This is a genomic window from Polynucleobacter sp. AP-RePozz3-80-G7, assembly GCF_018882145.1.
GTDB lineage: Bacteria > Pseudomonadota > Gammaproteobacteria > Burkholderiales > Burkholderiaceae > Polynucleobacter.
Genome location: NZ_JACVPC010000004.1, coordinates 49027 through 74958, shown reverse-complemented (window position 1 = coordinate 74958; position 25932 = coordinate 49027). Strand labels below are relative to the sequence as shown.

General features: G+C 47.3%; 23 protein-coding genes. 17 read left to right on the top strand and 6 right to left on the bottom strand.

The features are described 5' to 3' along the window. The first annotated feature begins 4 nt into the window (after positions 1-4). The 3 genes from ICE90_RS08885 to ICE90_RS08875 are packed head-to-tail and all read left to right on the top strand — an operon-like array spanning position 5 to position 3504. Entirely contained in the window at positions 5-838 is an 834-nt protein-coding gene (locus tag ICE90_RS08885) for a carbon-nitrogen hydrolase family protein (protein WP_216192082.1), read from the top strand. A 20-nt stretch (positions 839-858) separates the two neighbouring features. After that, positions 859-2349: a metalloprotease TldD gene (gene tldD / locus ICE90_RS08880; RefSeq protein ID WP_251368462.1), complete on the top strand. Its 1491-nt coding sequence runs from the start codon at positions 859-861 to the stop codon at positions 2347-2349. 30 nt (positions 2350-2379) lie between these two features. Then, entirely contained in the window at positions 2380-3504 is a 1125-nt protein-coding gene (locus ICE90_RS08875; protein WP_216155146.1) for a 3-deoxy-7-phosphoheptulonate synthase, read from the top strand. 42 nt (positions 3505-3546) lie between these two features. On the opposite strand, the gene ICE90_RS08870 is transcribed toward ICE90_RS08875, so the two are convergent. Further along, positions 3547-4116 carry a cob(I)yrinic acid a,c-diamide adenosyltransferase gene (locus ICE90_RS08870; RefSeq protein ID WP_216192081.1) on the bottom strand — a complete coding sequence of 190 codons (570 nt, stop codon included), beginning with the start codon at positions 4114-4116 and terminating at the stop codon, positions 3547-3549. 42 nt (positions 4117-4158) lie between these two features. On the opposite strand from ICE90_RS08870, the gene ICE90_RS08865 reads away from it, so the two are divergent. From ICE90_RS08865 to proC, 5 genes are read left to right on the top strand one after another with little or no spacing between them, the layout of a single operon-like run. Then, positions 4159-5649 carry an FAD-linked oxidase C-terminal domain-containing protein gene (locus tag ICE90_RS08865; RefSeq protein ID WP_215322356.1) on the top strand — a complete coding sequence of 497 codons (1491 nt, stop codon included), beginning with the start codon at positions 4159-4161 and terminating at the stop codon, positions 5647-5649. Then, positions 5649-6794 carry a glycolate oxidase subunit GlcE gene (glcE, locus tag ICE90_RS08860; RefSeq protein ID WP_215320939.1) on the top strand — a complete coding sequence of 382 codons (1146 nt, stop codon included), beginning with the start codon at positions 5649-5651 and terminating at the stop codon, positions 6792-6794. Before ICE90_RS08865 ends, glcE begins: the two co-directional genes overlap by 1 nt. Before the next feature lie 8 nt (positions 6795-6802). Further along, the gene (glcF, locus tag ICE90_RS08855) at positions 6803-8080 is read left to right on the top strand and encodes a glycolate oxidase subunit GlcF (RefSeq protein ID WP_215320941.1); all 1278 of its coding nucleotides are present in this window, start codon (positions 6803-6805) and stop codon (positions 8078-8080) included. Next, positions 8077-8802, top strand: coding sequence for a YggS family pyridoxal phosphate-dependent enzyme (locus ICE90_RS08850; RefSeq protein WP_216192080.1), 726 nt, complete (start codon positions 8077-8079; stop codon positions 8800-8802). The genes glcF and ICE90_RS08850 overlap by 4 nt, the downstream gene beginning before the upstream one ends. Next, a complete protein-coding gene (gene proC, locus ICE90_RS08845; RefSeq protein ID WP_216155151.1) occupies positions 8799-9668 on the top strand; it encodes a pyrroline-5-carboxylate reductase in 870 nt (289 codons plus the stop codon). Before ICE90_RS08850 ends, proC begins: the two co-directional genes overlap by 4 nt. On the opposite strand, the gene ubiA is transcribed toward proC, so the two are convergent. Together ubiA and recG are read right to left on the bottom strand one after the other, a co-directional pair. Next, positions 9665-10528 (bottom strand): 4-hydroxybenzoate octaprenyltransferase, encoded by an 864-nt coding sequence (ubiA, locus tag ICE90_RS08840; protein ID WP_216192078.1) that lies wholly within the window; start codon positions 10526-10528, stop codon positions 9665-9667. The genes proC and ubiA overlap by 4 nt on opposite strands. A 10-nt stretch (positions 10529-10538) precedes the next feature. Then, positions 10539-12626, bottom strand: a complete 2088-nt coding sequence (gene recG / locus ICE90_RS08835) for an ATP-dependent DNA helicase RecG (RefSeq protein WP_215320949.1) — start codon at positions 12624-12626, stop codon at positions 10539-10541. Positions 12627-12656: 30 nt separating this feature from the next. On the opposite strand from recG, the gene queA reads away from it, so the two are divergent. The 5 genes from queA to secF all read left to right on the top strand — a co-directional run bounded on the left by queA (position 12657) and on the right by secF (position 18181). After that, complete coding sequence (gene queA, locus ICE90_RS08830; RefSeq protein ID WP_215320951.1) at positions 12657-13703, top strand: tRNA preQ1(34) S-adenosylmethionine ribosyltransferase-isomerase QueA; 1047 nt, start codon at positions 12657-12659, stop codon at positions 13701-13703. Next, on the top strand, positions 13700-14857 hold the full coding sequence (gene tgt, locus ICE90_RS08825) for a tRNA guanosine(34) transglycosylase Tgt (RefSeq protein WP_215320953.1): 1158 nt from the start codon (positions 13700-13702) through the stop codon (positions 14855-14857). Before queA ends, tgt begins: the two co-directional genes overlap by 4 nt. A gap of 134 nt (positions 14858-14991) precedes the next feature. Continuing rightward, entirely contained in the window at positions 14992-15318 is a 327-nt protein-coding gene (gene yajC, locus ICE90_RS08820; protein ID WP_215320955.1) for a preprotein translocase subunit YajC, read from the top strand. Between the two features lie 25 nt (positions 15319-15343). Then, positions 15344-17203 (top strand): protein translocase subunit SecD, encoded by a 1860-nt coding sequence (gene secD / locus ICE90_RS08815; protein WP_215320957.1) that lies wholly within the window; start codon positions 15344-15346, stop codon positions 17201-17203. 3 nt (positions 17204-17206) lie between these two features. Further along, positions 17207-18181 (top strand): protein translocase subunit SecF, encoded by a 975-nt coding sequence (gene secF, locus ICE90_RS08810; protein WP_072582798.1) that lies wholly within the window; start codon positions 17207-17209, stop codon positions 18179-18181. 15 nt (positions 18182-18196) lie between these two features. Here the strand turns inward: secF and ICE90_RS08805 are convergent, their stop codons facing one another. Both ICE90_RS08805 and purB read right to left on the bottom strand, forming a co-directional pair. Beyond that, positions 18197-19552, bottom strand: coding sequence for a 3-deoxy-D-manno-octulosonic acid transferase (locus tag ICE90_RS08805; RefSeq protein ID WP_216192076.1), 1356 nt, complete (start codon positions 19550-19552; stop codon positions 18197-18199). Further along, positions 19549-20928, bottom strand: coding sequence for an adenylosuccinate lyase (gene purB / locus ICE90_RS08800; protein WP_215320961.1), 1380 nt, complete (start codon positions 20926-20928; stop codon positions 19549-19551). Before purB ends, ICE90_RS08805 begins: the two co-directional genes overlap by 4 nt. Before the next feature lie 95 nt (positions 20929-21023). Between purB and ICE90_RS08795 the strand changes: the two genes are divergently transcribed. Then, positions 21024-21638, top strand: coding sequence for a glutathione S-transferase N-terminal domain-containing protein (locus ICE90_RS08795; RefSeq protein WP_216155164.1), 615 nt, complete (start codon positions 21024-21026; stop codon positions 21636-21638). A 75-nt stretch (positions 21639-21713) separates the two neighbouring features. Here ICE90_RS08795 and mnmA read toward each other — a convergent pair whose 3' ends face one another. Further along, complete coding sequence (mnmA, locus tag ICE90_RS08790) at positions 21714-22826, bottom strand: tRNA 2-thiouridine(34) synthase MnmA (RefSeq protein WP_216192075.1); 1113 nt, start codon at positions 22824-22826, stop codon at positions 21714-21716. A 177-nt stretch (positions 22827-23003) separates the two neighbouring features. Between mnmA and ICE90_RS08785 the strand changes: the two genes are divergently transcribed. The 3 genes from ICE90_RS08785 to ICE90_RS08775 are packed head-to-tail and all read left to right on the top strand — an operon-like array spanning position 23004 to position 25899. Next, a complete protein-coding gene (locus tag ICE90_RS08785; protein WP_216192074.1) occupies positions 23004-24134 on the top strand; it encodes a Re/Si-specific NAD(P)(+) transhydrogenase subunit alpha in 1131 nt (376 codons plus the stop codon). Between the two features lie 25 nt (positions 24135-24159). Continuing rightward, complete coding sequence (locus ICE90_RS08780; RefSeq protein WP_011903634.1) at positions 24160-24498, top strand: proton-translocating transhydrogenase family protein; 339 nt, start codon at positions 24160-24162, stop codon at positions 24496-24498. Positions 24499-24531: 33 nt separating this feature from the next. Continuing rightward, positions 24532-25899, top strand: coding sequence for an NAD(P)(+) transhydrogenase (Re/Si-specific) subunit beta (locus ICE90_RS08775; RefSeq protein WP_215320968.1), 1368 nt, complete (start codon positions 24532-24534; stop codon positions 25897-25899). Positions 25900-25932 lie beyond the last annotated feature (33 nt).

Here is a 25932-nt window from a genome sequence, read left to right as displayed (position 1 = left end):
CATCATGAACTCATCAGTAAATAGCGCAGACCTCAAGATTGCCTCCATTCAGATGGTCTCCACACCTGATTTGCGGGAGAACTTATCTACAGCAAGCAGACTCGTCGTCGCAGCTGCAGCCGAAGGCGCACAACTTGCTGTCTTACCAGAGTATTTTTGCTTAATGGGCCTCAAGGACACCGATAAAGTTCGGGCCCGCGAAAGCATTGGTAGTGGGCCCATCCAAGAGCAACTTTCGGATATTGCACAACAAAATAATATTTACCTAGTGGCAGGTACTATTCCACTGGAAGCAAAAGATTCTAATAAAGTACTTAATACAAGCCTTGTTTTTAATCCTGCTGGCGAGCAAATTTCTCGTTACGACAAAATTCATTTATTTGGTTTTCAAACAGCAACTGAGCGTTATCAAGAATCCGAAACAATTGAGGCTGGCAATGCGCCGGGCCTCTTAAAAATTTCATTTGGCGGAAATGATTGGACCTTTGGTTTGAGTATTTGCTATGACCTGCGCTTCCCAGAGCTCTATCGCGCCCTTGGACAGGTAGATTGCCATATCATCCCAGCCGCCTTTACCTATACAACTGGCAAGGATCATTGGGAAATTCTCTTACGCGCTCGCGCTATCGAAAACCAATGTTACGTGTTAGCCTCCGCCCAAGGCGGCATTCATCAAAATCAACGACGTACTTGGGGCAATAGTATGTTGATTGATCCTTGGGGCAGCATCTTGGCCAACCTCCCCGAGGGTGAAGGCTTTATTTCTGGGGTTTTGTGCAAAGATAAATTAAACGAGGTACGCTCTAAGTTACCCGCACTTGCGCATCGCAAGCTTTAAAGAAAGATTTGCTGAATCACATGAATGCACCAGAAGCACTATTCCCTGCCAATTGGACGAAAGCCAAAAAGCAAGCAGACCTTATCAAGTTAGCCAAATCTATTTTGCTCGAACCAACCGGCTTATCCGAGCAAGACTTACATGGTACCTTTGGCAATCTATTTGCCCATCGCCTTGATGATGCAGATCTCTACTTCCAACATACTCGGAGTGAGAGCTGGAGTCTTGAAGAAGGCATTGTTAAGTCCGGCAGCTTTAATATTGATCAAGGCGTTGGTGTGCGCGCTATTTATGGCGATAAGACAGCTTTCGCTTATTCAGATGAAATTAATTTAGAAGCTTTAAATAAAGCAGCCAAAGCTACTCGAGTGATTGGGCCCGAGGGTGGTAAGCAGGCGGTTGCCAGCAAACTTTTTAATCCCATATCCAATAAGCTCTACTCGGATGTCAATCCTTTAGATTCTCTTCAGCCCAAAGAAAAAATTGCCCTTCTGGAAAGCATAGAACGTCGCGCTAAAGCACGTGACCCACGGATCATCCAGGTTATGGCCAGTCTGGCCGGGGAGTTTGATGTTGTATTGGTTGTGCGTGCGGATGGCTTGTTGGCGGCAGATGTACGCCCGTTAGTGCGCGTTTCGGTACACGTTATTGCAGAACAGAATGGTCGGCGTGAATCAGGCTCCTCTGGCGGCGGCGCACGTCATGACTACCTCTACTTCAATACTGATTTGATTAATCGCTATGTTGATGAAGCTGTTGACGGAGCCCTATTAAATCTCGAATCGCGCCCAGCACCTGCTGGCCCAATGACAGTGGTCATGGGGCCGGGCTGGCCAGGCGTTCTATTACATGAGGCAGTTGGTCATGGTCTCGAGGGCGACTTTAATCGCAAAGGATCCTCTGCTTTTGCTGGTCGCATTGGACAGCGCGTTGCAGCTAAAGGTGTCACCGTTGTGGATGATGGAACCTTATCTGGACGTAGAGGCTCTTTAAATATTGATGACGAAGGAACTCCCACTCAATGCACCACCTTAATTGAAGACGGCATTTTGAAGGGCTATATTCAGGATAGCCTGAATGCCCGACTCATGAATATGCCCCTCACTGGCAATGGTCGGCGTGAAAGTTTTGCCTCACTACCAATGCCGCGCATGACAAATACCTACATGTTGGCCGGTAAAGATGATCCTCAAGAAATTGTCGCCAGCATCAAGCGCGGTTTATACGCAGTGAACTTTGGCGGCGGTCAGGTTGACATCACTAGCGGCAAATTTGTATTTTCTGCTTCAGAGGCCTATTGGGTTGAGAACGGCAAAATTCAATACCCCGTCAAAGGCGCGACCATTATTGGTAGCGGGCCAGAATCCCTAAAACAGGTTTCTATGATCGGAAATGACCTAAAACTAGACGGTGGGGTTGGGGTTTGTGGCAAGGAAGGGCAAAGTGTTCCAGTCGGGGTTGGGCAGCCTACCCTGAGGATTGATAGCCTGACTGTGGGTGGGACTGCCTAATATTGGCTAATTACGGCTTAAAATAGCCAGATGAGCCAACAAAATACGAATCCCGCTAATTGGTACTCTGCTGTCGACAAGACCTCAGATACTGACGATCAACGCATTGACAACATTTCTGTTCTGCCTCCGCCAGAGCATTTAATTCGCTTCTTTCCGATTTCTGGAACGCCTACTGAAGCTTTGATCAGCAACACTCGCAAAAAGATCCGCGACATTATTCATGGCAAGGATGACCGCTTACTCGTGATCATCGGACCATGCTCCATTCATGACCCAAAAGCAGCGTTGGAATATTGCCAACGCCTCTTAGTTGAGCGCGAGCGTTTTGCTGGTGAATTAGAAATTGTGATGCGCGTATATTTTGAAAAGCCACGCACTACTGTTGGCTGGAAGGGTTTGATTAACGACCCGTATCTGGATGAAAGCTATCGCATCGAAGAAGGTCTACGCCTTGCGCGCCAAGTACTGATGGAAATCAATCGCCTTGGCATGCCAGCTGGTAGCGAATTCTTGGATGTGATTTCTCCGCAATATATTGCGGATCTGATTTCATGGGGTGCTATTGGTGCGCGGACTACTGAAAGCCAAGTTCACCGCGAACTTGCATCTGGCTTGTCTGCACCTATCGGATTTAAGAACGGTACTGATGGCAACATCAAAATTGCTACCGATGCGATTCAAGCAGCAGGTCGCCCACATCATTTCTTATCCGTTCATAAAAATGGTCAAGTATCGGTTGTGGAAACTAAAGGTAATAAAGATTGCCATGTGATTTTGCGTGGCGGCAAAGAGCCAAATTACGAGGCTCAATTTGTGCAAGCAGCCTGCTCTGAGCTTGAAGCGGCCAAGCTTCCAGCCAGTTTGATGGTTGATTTATCCCATGCCAATTCAAGCAAAAAGCATGAGCGTCAGATTGTGGTTGCCGACGATGTAGCTCAGCAAATTGAGTCTGGCTCACACCAGATTTTTGGCGTGATGGTTGAGAGTCATTTAAATGATGGCGCCCAGAAATTTACACCCGGAAAAGATGACCCAAGTAAATTGGAATACGGCAAGAGTATTACTGATGCCTGCATCAACTGGGATGACTCTGTGAAGGTACTAGAGCGTCTAGCTACAGCCGTTAAGAAACGCAGAAGCAAGAAGAAGTAATACTGCAGTATTTTTTAAGCGCTGGTGATAAAAGAGACTAATTTATTTAGTCTCTTTTTTTTCATGCTTCCACAATACATCTGCGCCACCAGCCGCACGATTCAAAATACGCGCAAGCACAAAGAGTAAATCAGATAGGCGGTTGACATATTGACGAGGGGAGTCATATAAAGGCTCTTCCCAACCCAAGCGAACAATCGAACGTTCGGCCCTGCGACATACAGTGCGACAAACATGGGCTTGCGCAGCAGCGCGAGTACCACCCGGCAAAATGAATTCAGTCAAAGGGGGTAATTGTTTGTTGTATTTTTCGAGCCAAACATCTAGCTGCACTACATGCTCAGGATTGAGTAGTTTGTAATTAGGGATGCAAAGTTCACCCCCTAAATCGAATAAATCATGCTGCACCTGCAGAAAAAGCTCCTGTAATTCAGCAGAAATGCTTGCTGGGATGTCCTCGGTCATTAAAACCCCGATTTCAGAGTTCAACTCATCGATATCGCCCATGGCGCAGACCCGTAGGTGATCCTTCTCTACGCGACTTCCGTCACCCAAGCCCGTCATTCCTGCGTCACCGGTTTTAGTGGCGATTTTTGATAGTCGATTTCCCATAAGCTTAATTATAGGTAAATGGCTAAAATGATTCTTATGAATATGGTGACCCCACCCCCCGAATTAGCCGCTATTAGCGCCCTTCAGTCCAAATTGGTTGCGGCCTTGCGCCCAATCCTGCCGGAACATGCCCTTCTATGGGAGCCAGAAGACACTATTCCCTATGAATGTGATGGTCTGGCCGCCTACCGTCGGATGCCTTTGGCAGTAGCTCTGCCAGAAACAGAAGAGCAAGTTGCCCAAATTCTGAAGATTTGCTACGCGATGCAAATCCCCGTAGTGCCTCGCGGATCAGGAACCGGCCTCTCGGGTGGCGCAATGCCTCTTTCTCAGGGATTGGTGCTGTCCCTAGCCAAGCTCAAGAAAATTATTAGCATCGATCCATTTACCCGCACTGCAGTCGTTCAGCCTGGTGTTCGCAATCTTGCTATTTCTGAAGCAGTTGCCCACCTCGGTTTGTATTACGCTCCGGACCCCTCCTCTCAGATTGCCTGTTCGATTGGCGGCAACGTCAACGAAAACTCTGGTGGCGTGCACTGTCTTAAATACGGCCTCACTCTGCACAACGTTCTGCGTGTGCGCGGAATACTCATGAATGGTGAGATCATTGAATTTGGCGGCTTAGCACCAGATGCACCTGGACTCGATCTTCTCGCCATCATGATGGGTAGCGAAGGCATGCTCGCAGTGGTTACTGAAGTTACAGTCAAGTTAGTGGCGAAACCAAAATTGGCTCGCGTGATTATGGCAAGTTTTGATGATATTGAAAAAGGTGGTAACGCAGTTGCTGCCATCATTGCAGCCGGCATTATTCCTGCTGGTTTGGAGATGATGGATAAAGCTACCACTCGCGCTGTAGAAGAATTTGTGCACGCAGGCTATGACTTAGACGCTGCAGCTATTTTGCTCTGCGAGTCTGATGGCACTCCAGAAGAAGTTGCCGAAGAAATTGAGCGCATGACCAAAGTACTTGAAGAAGCTGGTGCAAGCGGAATACAGATTTCTAAAGATGAAGGTGAACGCTTGAAGTTTTGGAGTGGTCGTAAGAACGCTTTCCCAGCCGCGGGTCGCTTGGCCCCAGACTACTATTGCATGGATGGTACTATCCCCCGTCGCCATATTGCTACGCTCCTCAAGCGCATTCAGGGCATGGAAGAAAAGTATGGTCTTGGCTGCCTAAACGTTTTCCATGCGGGTGATGGCAATATGCATCCCCTGATTTTATTTAATGGTGCCGACCAAGAAGAATGGCATCGTGCAGAAGAGTTCGGCACTGAAATATTAGAAGCCTGCGTAGAACTCGGTGGCACGATCACTGGTGAGCATGGTGTTGGTATCGAAAAAATTAATTCGATGTGTGTTCAGTTTGGTGAAGGTGAGCGCGAATCTTTCTGGGGTGTGAAAAGCGCCTTTGATCCAGAAAAATTACTCAACCCAGATAAAGCCATCCCAACTTTAAGTCGCTGCGCAGAATATGGTCGTATGCGCATTAGCGGCGGTCAATTGCCTCACCCAGAATTGGAGCGCTTCTAATGAGCCACTCCCATCCGCAAATCAATGCATTCCGCGAGCAAATTCTCAATGCAGCTAAAAATAAAACCCCGCTCTCGTTTGAAGGCGGTGGCACCAAATCTTGGTACGGCAATCCGAATAGCTATACCAAACTAGATACACGTACTTACTCCGGTATTTTGGAGTACCAGCCAGAAGAATTAGTCATCACCGCTTGTGCTGGCACTCCACTAAAAGAAATTGAAGCAGCTCTCAAAGAAAAGAATCAGGTGCTTGCTTTTGAACCACCACACTTTGGTGAGAATGCAACTTTTGGCGGCGCTATTGCTGCTGGGCTTGCTGGTCCAGGGCGTATTACCGTTGGTAACTTTCGTGACTTTGTATTAGGCGCTCGCATTATCGATGGCAAAGGCCAAGATCTTTCCTTTGGCGGGAAGGTAATGAAGAACGTAGCGGGATATGACGTCTCTCGTTTGCTGCCTGGCTCTTTAGGAACGCTTGCTCTTTTGTTAGAAGCCTCAGTCAAGGTCTTACCTAAACCTGCGGCGACCGCAACCTTACGTTGCCAAATCTCCCAAGAGAAAGCGCTCAAAATATTGAATGAATGGGCTGGACAGCCACTACCTTTATCTGCAAGCTGCTGGATTGGTTCCACTACGGGTGGTGATGGAGAGCTAACTTTCCGTCTCGCTGGTGCGGCAGCGGCTGTAAAGGCTGCAATTCCTCTCATGAGCTCTTTGGTTATGGCCACTGAGGTTAATCCTGAAACTGCAGAACATTTCTGGAATGATTTACGTGAGCAATATCTTTCTGCATTTGCTAATCTAGGTGCTGATCAAACACTTTATCGTTTAGCGCTACCTGCAGCCTGTGGGCCACTTACTATCACTGGCGCCTCAGATGAAATTGTTCTGGAGTGGCACGGTCAACAACGTTGGATTACAGCGCCTGGCGATGAAGCTACCTTTAAAGCCATCAAGGCCATTGCCAATTCCCATGGCGGACATGCAACTCGCTTTAGACAAGGTGCCAATGTAGACCCTAGCAATCAGCGCTTTACTTTGTTATCAGAGCAAGCCCACTCCTTTGCCCTTGAGGCAGTGCAAGAACGCCTGAGATCAGCTTTTGATCCCGCAGGTGTTTTCGCCACTAAACGTCTTCCATAAGTCTTTCTATGCAAACTCAACTCGCCCCTCAATTTGTCAACACTCCGGAAGGAATCGAGGCAGCCCGCATTCTGGGTAAATGTGTTCACTGCGGCTTTTGTACAGCCACCTGCCCTACCTATCAAATACTGGGTGATGAGTTAGATGGTCCTCGCGGACGTATCTATCTCATTAAGCAGATCGCCGAAGGTCAAGCGCCCACCGAAAAGACTCGCCTGCATTTGGATCGCTGCTTAACTTGTCGTAATTGTGAGAGCACCTGTCCGAGTGGTGTGCAATACGGCAACCTAATAGACATTGGTCGCAAGTGGGCAGAAGAAAATACGCCTGAGCGCCCAATCGGCCAACGCCTGACTCGTTGGGCCCTAAAAGAAGGTTTAACTAAGCCCGCTTTATTTAATACAGCAATGACTCTGGGTCGTTTAATTCGCCCATTGATGCCAAGCGGTATCAAACGCAAGATTCCACTGACTGTAAATAAGGCATTGGCCAATACCACTAATGCTTATGCAAGACCTACTGCAGCTCATCAGCGCAAAATGGTTTTGCTAGAGGGTTGCGTACAACCTGGAATGCTCCCAAATATCAATTCAGCAACAGCGCGCGTTCTTAATGCGTTAAAGATACAAATGATTAGCGCGCCCAATGCCACTTGTTGCGGAGCGCTACGCTATCACCTCAATGATCAAGCTGGAGGCTTGGGTAATGCCAAGCAAAATATTGATGCGTGGTGGCCTTTAGTTGAAAGTGGCGTGGAAGCTATTGTCATGACCGCATCTGGTTGCGGTGTGATGGTGAAGGACTATGGCCACCTGTTTGCCAATGATCCTGTCTATGCAACCAAAGCGAAGAAGATTTCAGATCTGACTAAAGATATCTCTGAAATACTACCTTCCCTACAAAATGAGCTGATGCAGCTGGTAGGCACCGATCCAAAGCCAGGCGTCGTATATCACCCACCTTGCACCTTGCAACACGGCCAACAAATTCGTGGCAAGGTTGAGGGATTGCTTTCTAGTATTGGTATTGGTGTGCGTTTATGTGCCGACAGCCATCTTTGCTGCGGCTCTGCAGGCACTTACTCCGTTACTCAACCAGAACTCTCTGAGCAACTTCGTAAAAACAAGTTAACTCACCTAAATACTGCCTGCGAGGAATCAGGCGCAGAGGTCATTGTGTCTGGAAACATTGGCTGCATTACCCACCTGCAGCAAGAAGACACTCCAGTAGTGCATTGGATTGAAATCGTAGACCAATTACTTAGCAAATCTTCTAAGGTCTCATGAACTCCATTGTTGTCAATTTGATGCAAGTCAGAACAAGAATTGAGCTTGCTGCCCTAGCAGCAAAGCGTGAGCCCGAAGAAATTGAACTTCTGGCGGTTAGCAAAACCTTTCCGGCCTCAGCAGTTGAAGAAGCTATGCACGCTGGACAATCTGCCTTTGGTGAAAACTACGTGCAAGAGGCCGTTGAAAAAATTGAGAAGCTAGCCAAATTACGCCCTTGGTTGACCTGGCATTTTATTGGCCCTTTACAGAGCAATAAAACCAGAGAAGTAGCGCAACACTTCGATTGGGTTCACAGTGTGGACCGCCTCAAAATTGCAGAACGCCTATCCGCTCAACGCGGCGAGTTTCCAGATTTACCGCCATTGATGGTTTGCGTACAAATCAATGTTAGCGAGGAGGAGAGCAAAAGCGGCATTTCCCTGGTTGAAGTTGAAGAGCTTTGCAATGCCATCACCTCCATGCCAAACTTAGTTCTGAGGGGTTTGATGGCTATTCCAGCGCCTAATTCAGACCCCATCTTGCAACGCCAAGCGTTTGCAGCAGTGCAAGATTGCTTCAAAAGAATACAGGCCAGCCATTTCACTGAGCTCGGCTACCAGTTCTTTGATACCCTTTCGATGGGCATGTCCGATGATTTAGAGGCTGCTATTGCTAAGGGCAGCACTATAGTTCGTGTTGGTACAGCCATTTTCGGGAAGCGCGATAAGATTAGCAAATGAGCACAAACAAAATCGCACAAAACAATAGCAACGCGCACATCACCTTTGTTGGCGGTGGCAATATGGGGCGTGCCCTTATCAGCGGCCTTCTTGCTAGTGGATTCGAACCTAATCAAATCTCTGTTGTAGAAGCAAATGCTGCAACTGCCCTAAAGTTACATGAAGATTTTGGTGTTCAGGGCATTGGCGCTCTGGAGCACATCGCTTTTGATTTCTCTAGAAATAATGTGCTTGTCATGGCGATCAAACCACAAGACTTTAATGTCGTTGCCAAAGGTTTAGCGTCTAAGTTAAAGCATGCGAGCGCGCCCGGTCCACTCATTCTGAGTATCGCTGCGGGTATTCGCCTAAAAGATATGAGTCGCTGGCTTGATCACACACGCTGTGTACGCGCTATGCCAAATACTCCAGCCTTAATTGGTAAAGGGATTACCGGTCTTTTTGCAGATACCGCTGTAGATCAATCTGATCGTGCCTTAGCTGAAACCATTTGTAATGCGGTAGGTCAAACCGTTTGGGTAAAAGAAGAAAAATTGATGGATGCAGTAACTGCTGTTTCTGGTAGTGGTCCAGCCTATGTCTTTGCATTTTTAGAGGCAATGCAATCTGCTGGAGAGAAGCTCGGTCTTGATTCAGAGACAGCGCGCAAGCTGGCTTATGCCACTCTTGAGGGCGCTACACAGCTTGCCCATGACTCTGATGAACACGCTGGCGTTCTCCGCGCGAGAGTCACTTCAAAGGGTGGAACCACTGCTGCTGCTCTAGATGTCATGAAACAACAAGGTTGGCATGAAATTTTAGAAAAAGCGATTGATGCAGCCAGTCAGCGCGGTAAAACGATGGGCGATGAACTCGGCCAGAGTTAGTTAATACCTATACCCAGCACAATTCCCAGAAATAAAAATCCGCCTAACCAGTTGTTATGGCGGAATGCTTTAAAACAATTTTCTCTATTGCGTGTTGAAACCAACTTTAAGTGATATATCGCACAAGCCAATGCTGCGAACCAACCCACTAAAAAATAATTGCTTAAGTTAGCCAATTGCGCCACCCATAACTGACTCAGAAAAAGCATCCCATAGCTTATTGCTATAGCGACGACATCGTACTGACCAAAAGCAATGGCCGATGTTCTCAACCCTAGGCGCAGATCATCATCGCGATCAACCATGGCATAGGCTGTGTCATAAGCGATCGCCCAAAAAATGTTTCCAATAAATAAGAACCAGGCCTCTAGGGGGATAGAATCCAAAATAGCCGCATACGCCATCGGAATGCCAAAGCCAAAGGCAATGCCTAAGACAGCTTGGGGCATGGCAAAAAAGCGTTTGGTAAAGGGATAGAGGAAGGCTACTAGCAAAGCAAGCACGGATAGTTGTTTTGTAAATACATTCAGGGGCTGAATGAGTAAAAACGCAATCAAGGCCAATACTCCAGCCACAGCTATGGCCTCTTTGCCCGAGATTTTTCCACTTGTGACTGGGCGATCTTGGGTACGGTTAACATGACGATCAAAATCACGATCAGCATAGTCGTTGATTGCACAACCCGCACTACGCATTAAAAATGTGCCGACAGTAAAGATCAACAAAATAGATAAATCAGGCACACCACTGCTTGCCAACCAAAGAGCCCAGAGCGTAGGCCATAACAGTAATAGCGTACCAATCGGCTTATCTAGCCTGATTAGATGGCCATAAGAAATAAAACGATCTTTTACATTCATAAGGTAATTATCAAGCCTTTAGAAATTCCGCTCGAGATCCGAGCCAGCGCTCTAAATGACGCTCCACCAGATCTGCATGCTCAGCGAGCAAGCGCTCGGCCGCCTGTTGGGCTAACTCAATTAACCAGGCATCGCGTTGCAAATCGACAAAGCGCAACATAGCATCTCCTGATTGCTTCGCGCCTAGCAACTCACCCGGACCACGCAGCGATAAATCTCGCTCAGCAATCACAAAACCATCTGAGGTCTCACGTAAAGTTTGTAGACGTTCCTTGGCAGCCATTGAAAGCGGCTCGGCGTACATCAAAATACAGACCGAATCCGCAGAACCTCTGCCCACGCGCCCGCGCAATTGATGGATCTGGGCATAACCAAAGCGCTCAGCATGCTCAATCACCATTAACGCCGCATTAGGTACGTCTACCCCAACCTCAATTACCGTAGTCGCAACTAAAAGCTGAACCTCATTTGCCTTAAAGGCCGCCATGACTGCTGCTTTTTCTTCTGCTTTTAATCTGCCATGCACTAAGCCAACCTTAAAGTCAGGTAAAGCCTGAGTCAGTTGCTCGAAGCTCTCAACTGCTGTTTGCAATTGCAGTACTTCAGATTCTTCAATCAGAGGGCAAACCCAGTACGCTTGCAAGTCCTTGGATAACCAACTTTGCAAACCACCGATCACCTCATCACGGCGGCCGGCTTTAACTACCTTGGTAGCAATCGGTTTTCGACCAGGAGGCAATTCATCGATGACAGAGACATCTAAGTCAGCATAGTAGGTCATCGCTAAAGTGCGTGGTATTGGTGTCGCAGACATCATTAATTGATGGCAGTAAAACAATTCCGACCCAACGCGCTGCTGAATCTCTAAACGCTGCCTCACTCCGAAGCGATGTTGCTCATCAATCACTGCGAGGCCAAGTTTGGCAAAGCTCACGTTTTCTTGAATAAGAGCATGCGTACCAATAATGAGTTGGGCTTGCCCATTTTCGATTACCTCTTGTGCCAATCTTTTTTCTTTGGCTTTCAGACTCCCTGACAGCCAAGCGATTCGTACCCCTAAAGGCTCAAACCATTCCTTCATTTTGAGATAGTGTTGCTCAGCCAATATTTCCGTAGGCGCCATGATGGCAGCTTGATAGCCATGATCCATTGCCCGCGCTGCAGCCAAGGCCGCTACTACAGTCTTGCCGCTACCTACGTCCCCTTGTAAAAGGCGATTCATCGGGAATGATTGAGAAAGGTCATGACTCATTTCAGACCAAACACGATCTTGAGCATTAGTTAATTTAAAAGGCAATACTTTCAGCAAGCCCGCTTCAAAGCTTTGCCGCTCTTTCTTGCCCTTACTCTCATCTTTATTTTTTACAAAACTAGGTGCATGCCGCTCCCGACGAATCGCATGCGCACGCTTTAACGAAATTTGCTGAGCAAGGAGTTCCTCAAACTGCACTCGACGCCAAGCAGGATGAGTACGCTCTAGCAATGCCTGAGTATTGGCATCGGCAGGCGGTTGATGTAAATAGATAATCGCCTCTTGCAAGTTTGGCCAATCATGACTAGGCAGTAGCTCTGCCATCAGCTCTTTGGGCAAGAACTCAGCCAGACTATCTTGCAGGCTTGGGTCACGTAAGGCTTGTGACACTGCTTTACGAATAATGGTTTGCGAGACTCCAACACTTGCTGGATAAACTGGAGTCAAACTAGCAGGTAAAGGTGTATCTGGAGCGACAGCTCTCACCGTAGGGTGCACCATCTCTGGACCCTGAAAACCTTCACGCACTTCACCGCGGACTCGAATATTGACCCCGACAGCCATTTGTTTTTGCTGGCTAGGGTAGAAGTTCAGGAAGCGTAGATTTAAGGTTTCAGTCTCATCCTCGATGGTCACCACCATCTGCCTTCTGGGCCTAAATAAGACCTGATTGCGAATAACTACACCCTGGGTCTGGGCTGAGTTAAATCGACCCTGATGTATGGCCTCCTCGATCGTGAGCAGCTCGGTCTCATCCTCATAACGGGATGGCAAGTGCAAAGCAAGGGCCATAGGGCTGTCTAAACCCATCTTTTGGAGTGTACTTGGCGCTTGTTTAGTAGTCATCGTTAAAATCTAATACCTGATGGTAATGCTATGCAACTCTCCGACTTTAATTACGAACTCCCACCCGAACTAATCGCCCAACATCCTTTGGCGAATAGAACCGATAGCCGCCTCTTAGAGGTCAAGGCTGATGGGCCAAATCACGTCCAATTGGTAGATCGACAGTTTAAGGACATTCTGAGCATTGTTCAGCCCGGGGACTTATTAGTCTTTAATGACACCAAGGTTATTCCTGCGCGCTTACACGGCAAAAAGGAGACTGGCGGGAACGTGGAGCTGCTCATTGAACGCATTAGCGGCGAAAAGCAGGCCTGGGTTCAAATTAGAGCCTCCAAGGTACCTAAGACTGGAACCACTGTTCATATTCACAATCAGGCTGGCGAAACCTTTCCTGTAGAGATGATTGGGTATGACGGACGTTTTTATGAGGTTCGCTTTCCGGAAAATGTATTTTCCTTGCTTGAACGTTTTGGTGAGCTCCCATTACCGCCCTACATTGAGCATCAACCTGATGGAGAAGACGCGCAACGTTATCAAACAGTCGTCGCCAAAAATCCAGGGGCGGTAGCTGCCCCAACAGCAGGCCTACATTTTGATGAATCTATCTTGCAAGAACTTAAGAAATTAGGCATTCAACAAGCAGCTGTCACACTACATGTGGGGGCAGGAACATTTACGCCCGTGCGCGAAGAAGATCTTTCAAAACATAAGATGCACTACGAATGGTTCTCCATTCCCAATGAGACATTAGAAGCTATTGAGGCCACCAAGAAAAATGGTGGCAGAGTTGTTGCGGTAGGCACTACCAGTCTGCGCGCACTCGAGAGCCAGGCTGCTAGCGGGCAAAGTAGCGGCGAGACCAATCTCTTTATTACCCCAGGCTACCAATTTAAAACTGTAGATTGTTTGCTTACCAACTTTCATCTGCCAAAATCTACCTTATTAATGTTGGTCAGTGCTTTTGCGGGAATGGAAAACATTCGCGCCGCTTATCAACATGCCATTCATCAGAAGTATCGTTTCTTCAGCTATGGAGATGCGATGTTTCTTTGTCGACTCGAGAATCCACAGTTATGACCAAACCTGTTCACTTCAACATATTGGCGCGCGACTCGCAAAGCCCAGCTCGTCTTGGTCAACTCGACCTTCCGCATGGTAGCGTGCAAACGCCCATCTTTATGCCTGTGGGAACGTATGGCACCGTCAAAGCAATGACGCCGCGTGACTTGAATGAGGCCAAAGCCCAAATTATTTTAGGTAACACTTTTCATCTCTGGTTAAGGCCAGGATTAGATGTCATTAAAAAACATGGTGGCTTGCATCGTTTTATGGGTTGGGACAAACCGATCCTCACTGACTCTGGCGGCTTTCAGGTATTTAGTTTGGGCGCGCTGCGCAAGATCTCTGAAGAGGGCGTGACCTTTGCATCTCCAATCAATGGCGACAAATTATTTATGTCTCCAGAAGTGTCAATGGAAATTCAGGCGGTGCTCAATAGCGATATCGCGATGCAGTTTGATGAATGCACCCCATATGAAATCAAGGGTCAACCTACCTCGGAAAAAACAGCCCGTGCATCGCTAGAAATGTCTTTGCGCTGGGGTGATCGCTCCATTAAGCGTTTTCGCGAACTAAATACAGGCAACGGACTCTTTGGCATCGTTCAAGGCGGCATGTTCGAGAATCTTCGTGAATTTTCTTTGGATGCCGTAAGTCAGCAAGGTTTTGATGGGATTGCTATTGGCGGCTTATCAGTGGGAGAGCCTAAACCCGAGTTTGAGCGGATTCTGAATTTCACTGCCCCTAAATTGCCAGAACATATGCCTCATTACCTAATGGGCGTTGGTACTCCAGAAGATCTAATGTTGGGCGTTAGCCTAGGTATTGATATGTTTGATTGCGTGATGCCAACCCGTAACGCCCGCAATGGCTGGCTTTTCACTCGCTTTGGCGACCTTAAACTACGAAATTCTGGGTATAAGGACGATGATCGCCCAGTAGACCCAACCTGTGCCTGCTATACCTGCCAAAACTTCACTAGATCCTACTTAAATCACCTTCAAAAGGCGAATGAGATCCTAGGGTCTCAGCTAAACACCATCCATAACCTGTCCTACTACCTCCAGCTGATGACAGAGGTCCGTGAGGCTCTCAGCAAAGACCGCTTTAGCGCATATCGTGAGGAATTTCACAGCAATCGCCAGCGTGGTGTTGAGCCTGGACAGGACTAATAGCCCTACAGGGGGCAAAACCCCCTGTAAATCACCTCCAAAGCCCCACACAGTTTAGAATTGCGGGTTACGGCCACCGGTTTAAAGGTCGAAAAATATCGCAGTTTTTAATTGGTAATTAACGGAGGTTTTGTATGTGGATTAGTAACGCTTTTGCCCAAGCTCCTGCAGCGGGCGCAGATTCCAGTGGCTTGATGAGCTTTCTCCCTTTAATTTTGATGTTTGCAGTTTTGTACTTCATCATGATTCGCCCACAAATGAAGCGTCAAAAAGAAACTAAGGCAATGCTCGAGTCATTAGGCGTTGGTGATGAGGTTGTTACTGTTGGCGGCATCATGGGCAAAGTAACAGCATTGAAAGACCAAGTGGTTACCGTTGAAATTTCTGCTGGTACTGAAGTGCACATGCAAAAAGGTGCTATCACTACAGTATTGCCAAAAGGCACCCTAAAGTCTGCTTAATTTATTTGTTTAAAAGTATCTCAATATGAATCGCTACCCTCTCTGGAAATATCTAGTCATTGCCGTTGCATTACTAATCGGCGGACTATATTCATTACCCAATTTCTATGGTGAGGCTCCAGCGGTTCAAGTCTCGTCTGCCAAGCCAACCATCAAGGTTGACTTGGCAACGCAGGCTCGTGTCGAAAAAATTCTGACGGAAGCCAACATTAGTAATACCGGTCTCTTCTTCGAAGTCGCTGGCAATGTAGGCTCTATCAAAGTTCGCTTCAATAACACTGACATTCAGTTGCGCGCACGTGATCTCTTGCAACAGAAATTAAATGTTGATCAAAATGATCCCAACTACACCGTTGCCTTAAACCTGCTATCCAATACACCGGGCTGGTTAAGTGCAATCAACGCATTACCAATGCCACTAGGTCTTGATTTGCGTGGCGGCGTCTATTTCCTCTTGCAAGTGGATATGAAGGGCGCAGTCCAGAAAAAAGTGACTTCCTTGGCAGGCGATATTCGCAGTCAATTACGTGACAAGAGCATTCGCCATCAAGGTATTGAGCGTGGCGCTGATTCCATATCGATCAATTTCGCCAATGTCGAAGATGCTGAACAAGCACGCTCATTGCTAACAACGGCACAACCTGAACTAATTTGGCTTATTAAATCAAATGGCTCGTTACCTAAGCTAGTAGGTGAATTTAAACCATCCGCCCTTAAAGCCATTCAAGATAACGCCGTTAAGCAAAATATCATTACCCTGAATAAGCGTGTGAACGAATTGGCGGTTAAAGAACCAGTGATTCAACAACAAGGTGCTGAGCGCATTGTGGTGCAGTTACCTGGCGTACAGGATACCGCTCGTGCCAAAGACATCATCGGTCGTACAGCAACTCTAGAGTCTCGCTTAGCTGACCCCTTGGCGTCTACCATCGGCTTAGGCGAAACTCCTCCTCCAGGCATGGATACTTTCCGCTTTGGTGAAAATCGCTTGGGTGTATTTAAAAAATCAGTGATCTTCAGTGGAGATCGTATTACGGATGCTAGCGCTGGCTTTGACCAAAACCAACGTCCTGCTGTAAACATCTCCCTAGATGCTGCTGGTGGTCGCGTTATGCAGGAAGTGACTCGCGAAAATATCGGTAAGCCGATGGGCATGATCTTGTTTGAAAAAGGTAAAGGTGAAGTACTCACAATCGCTACCATTCAAAGTGAGTTTGGCTCTAAGTTCCAAATCACTGGTCAACCAACTACCGAGAGCGCTAATGACTTAGCGCTGCTCTTGCGCGCTGGATCATTAGCAGCACCAATGGAAATCATTGAAGAACGTACTATTGGACCAAGCCTTGGAGCAGAAAATATTGAGAAGGGCTTTAAGTCGCTCTTGATCGGGTTTACTGCGATCGCGATTTTTATGATGGTCTACTACTTGCTGTTTGGCACTTTCTCCGTTGTCGCTTTAGCGGTGAACTTGTTCTTACTCATCTCAGTGCTATCGATGCTGCAAGCCACACTCACTTTGCCGGGCATCGCTGCAATGGCCTTAGCTCTGGGTATGGCGATTGACTCCAACGTGTTAATTAACGAGCGTATTCGTGAAGAGTTACGTAACGGAGCTTCACCACAAACAGCCATTTCTGTCGGCTTCGACAAAGCCTGGGCAACGATTCTGGACTCTAACGTAACGACTTTGATTGCTGGTCTAGCCTTATTGGCATTTGGATCAGGCCCCATCAAAGGCTTCGCAGTAGTTCACTGTTTAGGTATTCTGACTTCAATGTTCTCGGCTGTCTTCTTCTCACGTGGCCTTGTTAACCTCTGGTATGGCAGACATAAGAAGATTCAAAAACTCGCTATTGGCCAAGTTTGGCGTCCACAGGAGAAATAAGCCATGGAATTTTTCCGAATCAAAAAAGATATTCCCTTTATGCGCCATGCATTGGTGCTTAATGCGATTTCTTTAGTTACTTTTTTAGCTGCAGTCTTTTTCCTCTGGCATAACGGCCTGCATCTCTCCATCGAATTTACTGGTGGAACGGTGATGGAAGTCAGCTATCCACAAACTGCACCCTTGGACTCTATTCGTACCAAGGTTGAGAAGTTGGGCTATGCAGATACTCAAATTCAGAACTTTGGTAGCTCACGCGATGTCATGATTCGCCTACCATTACAAAAAGATGCTGAAGGCAAATTGATTTCTTCTGCTGATCAGAGCACGGCAGTAATGCAAGCGCTTGAACCAGCAACGACTGGCGTGAAATTGCAGCGCGTTGAGTTTGTTGGCCCACAGGTGGGTCAAGAGTTGGCTATTGACGGCTTAAAAGCACTCATCTTTGTAATCATTGGCATCGTGGTGTATCTATCCTTCCGTTTTGAGTGGAAGTTTGCGCTTGCCGGCATCATTGCAAACTTGCATGACGTTGTCATCATCTTGGGTTTCTTTGCCTTCTTCCAGTGGGAGTTCTCCCTCTCAGTATTGGCAGCCGTTCTTGCGGTTCTTGGCTATTCAGTAAACGAATCCGTCGTGATCTTTGACCGTATTCGCGAGAACTTCCGCAAATATCGCAAGATGAATACCCGTGAAATCATTGATAACGCGATTACGAGCACCATTAGCCGTACTGTTATTACCCACGGCAGTACTGAGATGATGGTCCTGGCAATGCTGGTCTTTGGAGGCCCAACACTCTTCTACTTTGCATTAGCACTGACCATTGGTATTTTGTTTGGTATCTACTCTTCAGTCTTCGTGGCTGCAGCATTAGCCATGTGGCTCGGTGTTACACGTGAAGATTTGGTGAAGGGCGATAAAAAGCCAGATGATGATGCCCGCAAAGATGATCCGAACTACGGAGCGCGGGTCTAACTCAGTCTTTTTAGTTCAGCGACAGTTTTGTTGATCAAGGGCAGCTAAAATTCTGTTAGTTGCACCTTGGTGTTCAGTTGAATAAGCCTGAGCAGCGGCACCCATCTGTGCCAATTCATGAGTATTTAGAAGCAATTCTTTCAATGCATCCATTAAGGCTATTGGCTCTGTTAAAAGCAATTCACCATGAATGCGTTTAGCAGCGCCACTATCAATCGCATCTAAGGCAGCTTGTTGAAAGTTATAGGTATGCTCGCCCAAGAGAACAGGGCAGCCGGCTGCACAAGCCTCAATCAAGTTTTGACCTCCAAAGGGCAGCAAGCTTCCACCCATAAGTACTAAGTCAGAGGCGCTGTAATACATCGGCATCTCGCCCATGGAGTCGCCCAGAACAACATCCAATCCGGCACACTCACTCGGAATCCCGGCCCACTCGCTACGACGGCGAAACTTGAAACTAGCATTGTTAATTTGATCTGCTACCTCTGCGAAGCGCTCGGGATGGCGCGGGACCAAACAAAGTAATGGAGGAGTTTCAAATGCATTACTTAAGAGCAAATCTTTCCAAGCCTTCAGAATGATGGCCTCTTCTCCATCGCGCGTGCTGGCTGCACACACCATCAAGCGATTTCCTGCATGTAGCTCCCTCTGCCATTCTTTACCCTCAGCAAGCAGTTTTGGATCGAGTGGAACATCAAATTTCAGATTGCCAGTAATAACGACATTTTTAACACCTAGGCTACGGTAACGCCCAGCATCAAACTCAGTCTGTGCCAGGATTCCTGTAAAGGCCTGAAATAATGCGCGCCCCGCTTCACCAAATCGATTAACACGTCGGGCACTTCTCTCGGAAAGGCGAGCATTCACTAGAAATAGGGGTAAGCCAATTTCTTTGCAACGAAAGACCGCAGTTGGCCACGCCTCGGTTTCCATGAAAAGGCCCAGCTTTGGTTTAAAGGTCTGCAAGAAATGCTCCACAGCCCAACATATGTCATAAGGCAAATAGACTTGTCGAATTTGCCTAGCAGCAATCTCTTTAACAAATAACTGCTTGCCAGTACGGCGGCCATTCAAAGTCATGTGGGTGAGCAAAATAGATTCGCCCTTAGCTAAATAAGCCTCAATCAATGGTTGAGCCGCACGCGTCTCGCCTACCGATACCGCATGAATCCAAATAGAGCCTTGAGAAATAGGTTTGCTGTAGCCAAAGCCCAATCGCTCAGGAATGTGATGAAGGTAGGGGAAGGCGTGACGTGCACGCCAAGCTAGACGAATGAACGCTAAAGGCAATAAGAGATGCCATAGCAATTGATAAGCAGCAAACCAGATCCGGGGACGTGCCCCGTATTCTGAATTGGGAGTCAAACTCACTTTTTGAGACGTTCGGTCAACTCGACCGCCTTACCTAAGTAAGAAGATGGTGTCATCTCCAACAAACGTGCTTTTGCATCCTCAGGAATCTTCAAACCACGAATAAAGGTTTGCAGGTCTGCTTGATTAATCCCTTTGCCGCGAGTCAATTCTTTTAACTGCTCATAGGGATTCTCAATGCCGTAACGACGCATCACCGTTTGCACTGGCTCAGCCAACACTTCCCAGCATGCGTCTAAGTCAGCAGCAATGGCAGCGTGATTTACCTCTAACTTACCAAGGCCGCGCAAGGCGCTGTCATAAGCAAGTACGCTGTGGCCAAAAGCAGGGCCTAGATTGCGCAAAACAGTGGAGTCAGTCAAGTCGCGTTGCCAACGAGAGATTGGTAATTTTTCAGCAAGGTGACGCAGCAACGCATTGGCCACGCCCAAGTTACCTTCGGAGTTTTCAAAATCAATCGGGTTGACTTTATGCGGCATCGTCGATGAACCGATCTCGCCTGCTTTAGTGCGCTGCTTAAAGTAACCAACGGAGATGTAGGCCCAGAAGTCGCGATCCATATCCAAAAGAATCGTATTAGCGCGAGCAATCGCATCAAAGAGCTGAGCCATACCGTCGTGTGGCTCAATTTGAATGGTGTAAGGATTGAACGTTAAACCTAGACGCTTTTCAACCACACTCTTGGAAAAATTTTCCCAATCAAAATCAGGATAGGCTGACATGTGAGCATTGTAATTACCCACTGCGCCATTCATCTTGCCCAGCAAAGGAGCGGCGGCGATAGACTCGATCGCACGTTCTAAACGCTTGGCAATATTGGCAATCTCTTTACCCAAAGTGCTTGGTGAAGCTGGCTGGCCATGAGTGCGAGAGAGCAATGGCACTTTAGCGTTCTCAATCGCGAGATCAGTCAACACTGAAAGTACTTTTCTGAGTTGGGGCAAGAGCACCTCATCGCGGGCACCACGCAACATTAAACCGTGAGAGGTATTGTTGATGTCTTCCGATGTGCAGGCAAAGTGAATAAACTCACTTGCTTTCAATAAATCTGGTCGTCCAGCAACTTTTTCTTTCAAGAAGTATTCAACTGCCTTTACGTCGTGGTTCGTTACTGCTTCGATATCTTTGATGCGCTGAGCATCTGCATCAGAAAAGTTTTCTGGGAGCGAAAGGAGAAAGGCTTCGTCAGCAGCATTAATTTTTGGGACATCAGGCAAGCCTGCAGCAGCCAAAGCCAAGAGCCAATGAATTTCCACAAAAACACGTTGGCGCATAAAAGCGGCTTCGGAAAGCCAGGGACGCAAGGCATCCAGTTTTCCGGCATAACGGCCATCTAGGGGGGAAAGGGCATTAAGGGTTGAAAGCGGCTGACTCACGAATATTGCCTTTGCATTGAATATGTCAATAAAAGCTGATTTTAATGCGTTCTGGAGTACAGCAAAGCCCAAATAGGATGGCTATACTTGAGCCCATGAAACTTATCGGATCCCTAACCAGCCCCTATGTACGTAAAGTACGCATTGTTTTTAACGAGAAAAAGGTCGATGTTGACCTCGAATTAGAGAATGTTTGGGCTGCAGACACCAAAATAGCCCTTAACAACCCCCTAGGGAAGGTTCCTTGCCTTATGGCTGACGATGGCGAGGCCATTTATGACTCCCGCGTCATTGCCGAATATGCCGACGGCCTCAGTCCAGTAAGCAAGCTTATTCCTACTGATAACCGTGAACGTGCTGCCGTGAAAACCTGGGAAGCACTAGCAGATGGAATTGTCGACGCGAGTATTTTGGCTCGTCTAGAACTTACATGGCGCCCAACTGAACAACAAAGCCAGGCATGGGTTGATCGTCAGATGAGCAAAATTGATGTGGGGCTGCGTCACATGTCCGAGCAACTGGGTGGAAATGCCTGGTGTCATGGCAATCAACTTACATTGGCAGATATCGCCGTAGGTTGCGCAATCGGATATTTATTATTTCGCTTTCCGGAAGTGAAATGGCAAACCCAGTATCCAAATTTAGATCGCCTGTATCAAAAATTATTACAGCGACCTTCCTTTATTGAAACTGAACCACCGGCCGCCTAATTCACTTACCGCTTAATTAAAAAATGCCAATCAAAACTGATTGGCATTTTTGTATCCGCTGCTTGCTGATTAAAATTATGAAGAAATAATTCCACCACCTAAACAAACGTCTCCGTCATAAAGAACAGCGGATTGTCCAGGTGTAACAGCCCACTGCGCTTCTGGAAAACTCAAGTCAAAACTCAGCGCTTCATTACCAGAACTCAATATACAAGCAGAATCTGCTTGCCGATAACGAGTCTTAGCAGAATAACTTCCAGGTGTTGGTACCACACCAGAAACCCAACTGGCATCCATGGCAGCAAGCTGATTAGCCAATAGCCACGGGTGTTCGTGGCCTTGGGCCACATACAAAGTGTTATTAGGAACGTCCTTGCGCGCCACATACCAAGCGTCACCATTGCCGTCTTGACTGCCACCCAAACCAATGCCCTTGCGCTGACCTAAGGTAAAGAAGGCTAAGCCCATATGCTCACCAACCGTCTTACCTTCGGGAGTTTTAATCGGGCCAGGTACGCGCGGTAAATAACGATTTAAGAATTCTCTAAAAGGACGTTCACCAATAAAGCAAATACCGGTGGAGTCTTTCTTTTTAGCGTTGTGCAAACCAATTTGCTCTGCAATTTTTCTGACTTCCGTTTTGGGAATTTCTCCAAGCGGGAACATCACTTTTGCTAATTGTTGCTGCGTTAAACGATGCAAGAAATAACTTTGATCTTTACTGGCATCGACAGCTTTTAACAACTGCACCCTGCCACCTTCATGCCGCACGCGCGCATAGTGGCCAGTAGCAATCGCATCCGCACCCAAACTCATGGCGTGATCTAAAAAAGCCTTGAACTTAATTTCGGCGTTACATAAAACATCGGGATTGGGTGTTCGCCCTGCGGCGTACTCACGCAAGAAATCAGCAAATACACGCTCACGGTATTCGGCAGCAAAATTGACTGCTTCGACGTCTATTCCGATCATATCGGCGACCGAGACCACATCGAGCCAGTCTTGACGAGCAGAACAGTACTCATCGTTATCGTCATCTTCCCAATTTTTCATAAAAAGGCCAATAACTTCAAAGCCTTGCTCTTTTAGCATCCAGGCAGCAACTGACGAATCTACCCCTCCAGACATGCCAATAACGACTTTCTTGGGCTGTGAGGGCGGGATTGAGGAAGAATTGAGCGGGATCATCAAAAAATGCGAGAATTCAATATAAGCTTACAGACCATATTGTAGAAGTCTTAGCCTGATTACACAGAATTTCGGGCAAAAACCAAGCAAAAGGACTTAGGGGTGAGTAAATAGGCGCAACAAGCCCTATTTAACTAAAATAGATTTTTTATAAATTTTTGCTTTTGGAGACATGCCATGCGCATAGGAGTGCCACTGGAAACAAGGCCCGGGGAAACTCGAGTAGCCGCCACACCAGAAACCGTTAAAAAATTAATTGGTCAAGGTCATACCGTCGTGATTCAAAAAGACGCCGGGGTAAAAGCCAGTCAACCTGACTCTGCATTCGAGGCTGTCGGCGCAACCATTGGCAGCGCTGCAGATGCATTCGGTGCTGAGATTGTGCTCAAAGTACGTGCGCCTGAGGCGGCTGAACTCAAGCACATTAAATCCGGTGCCGTGCTCTTAGGCATGCTCGATCCGTTTGATAACGACATGATTGCAGCCATGGCTGCGCAAGGCGTTACTGCATTCTCTTTAGAGGCTGCACCACGCACAACGCGCGCACAAAGCATGGACGTTTTATCTTCACAGGCAAATATTGCTGGTTATAAAGCAGTATTGGTTGCCGCAAATGAATACCAACGCTTCATGCCAATGCTGATGACTGCTGCAGGAACTGTTAAAGCAGCTCGCATACTAATCTTGGGCGCTGGTGTTGCAGGCTTACAAGCAATCGCTACAGCAAAACGTCTTGGCGCTGTGATTGAAGCATCTGATGTTCGTCCAGCCGCTAAAGAACAAATTGAATCATTGGGCGCCAAGTTTGTTGACGTTCCTTACGAAACTGATGAAGAGCGTGAGATTGCAAAAGGCGTTGGTGGCTATGCCCGCCCAATGCCTGAGGCCTGGATGAAGCGTCAAGCGGCCTTGGTTGCAGAGCGTGCGCAACAAGCTGACATCGTGATCACAACCGCATTGATTCCTGGACGTAAACCTCCAGTCCTATTACATAGCGACACTGTTGCCAATATGAAGCCAGGCTCGATCGTGATTGATTTGGCCGCTGGCAAAGGTGATAACGGTTCAGGTAACTGCCCGTTAACGCAAGCAGACAAAGTAATTGATGTAAATGGCGTGAAAATTGTTGGCTACACCAACTTAGCTAGCATGGTTGCCGCAGATGCTTCTGCACTGTACTCACGTAACTTGCTCGATTTCATGAAACTCATTGTGGATAAAGAAGCCAATTTAGTTATCCCAAGTGATGATGACATCGTTACTGCTTGCTTAATGTGTCGTGATGGCCAAGCCGTCCGCAAAAACTAATAGTAAAAAATACTAAGGAAATACTATGGATCTCGCTGCCTTTCAAAGCATCCTCACCGTTCAAAACATTACCGTGTTTGTATTGGCCATCTTTGTTGGCTATCACGTCGTTTGGAATGTTACGCCAGCATTGCATACGCCTTTAATGGCGGTGACCAATGCCATCTCCGGCATCATCATTGTTGGCGCATTGCTCCAAACTGAAGTTATCGGAGGCGATGAAATCACCCTCACCAGCATTATTGGTGCAGTAGCGGTATTCCTCGCGTCTATCAATATTTTTGGTGGCTTTATGGTCACCCGTCGCATGCTTGAAATGTTCAAGAAAAAAGCTCCCAAAGCTGATGCGGCTGGAACCAAATAAACCTAGAACAAGACCTATATAGAGACCAAAACTATGTCAAACATAACCGCTATTTCTTATCTCATTTCATCGGTGTTGTTCATCCTCGCTTTGCGTGGCTTGTCTTCACCAACCACTTCACGTCAAGGCAACACCTTCGGCATGATTGGTATGTTGTTAGCAGTCATCACCACTTTCTTCATTCCTGATTTCAAACCAGTCATCTCTTTGATCGGCGTTGCCATTGTTGGTGGCGCGATTATTGGAACCATTGCCGCTAAGCGCGTGCAAATGACTAAGATGCCTGAGTTGGTTGCTTTGATGCACTCCTTCGTAGGTTTGTCAGCTGTGTTAATTGCGATCGCTGCTGTATTTAATCCAGCGCATGACCATACTGGTGCACAGAAGATTGAGCTCTTCATCGGCGCATTCATTGGTGCTATTACCTTCACTGCATCCGTGATTGCATTCGGCAAGCTATCTGGCAAGGTCAGTGGTAAGCCAGTGACTTTTGCTGGTCAACATTTGCTGAACTTGATTTTGGCTATTTCGATGGTTGGTGCCGGCGTTGCTTATTACATGGGTGACAGCCACGCAGCCTTCTTGGCAATGTGTGCCATTGCCTTGATATTGGGCGTAACCTTAATCATCCCTATCGGCGGTGCTGATATGCCGGTGGTTGTATCCATGCTGAACAGCTATTCAGGTTGGGCAGCGGCCGGTATTGGCTTCACCTTAAACAACCCAGTATTGATTATTGCGGGTGCTTGCGTAGGCTCATCTGGTGCGATTCTGTCTTACATCATGTGTAAGGCGATGAACCGCTCCATCCTGGCTGTATTGCTTGGCGGCTTTGGTGCTGAAGCTGCTGCAGGCGGTGGCGATGATGGCGGCCCTAAGAACTACAAAACAGGATCGCCTGAAGATGCGGCTTTCCTCATGGAAAATGCTGACACTGTGATCATTGTTCCAGGTTATGGCTTGGCAGTGGCTCGCGCTCAACATGCATTGAAAGAATTGACTGAAAAGTTGACTCATCATGGTGTGACAGTGAAGTATGCGATTCACCCAGTAGCAGGTCGTATGCCTGGTCATATGAATGTACTCTTGGCCGAAGCTGAAGTTCCATACGACCAAGTATTTGAGATGGAAGATATCAATAGCGACTTTGGTCAGGCTGATGTTGTATTGGTGCTTGGTGCAAATGACGTGGTAAACCCTGCTGCACGTACGCCAGGTAGCCCAATTTTTGGTATGCCAATCTTGGAAGCATTTAAAGCTAAAACCATCATCGTGAACAAACGTTCGATGGCGGCTGGATATGCCGGCCTAGATAATGAACTCTTCTACATGGATAAAACCATGATGGTCTTCGGTGATGCGAAGAAGGTAGTTGAAGAGATGGTTAAGGCTGTTGAGTAAGTCAACCCTTCAGGTCATTAAATAATTAACCGC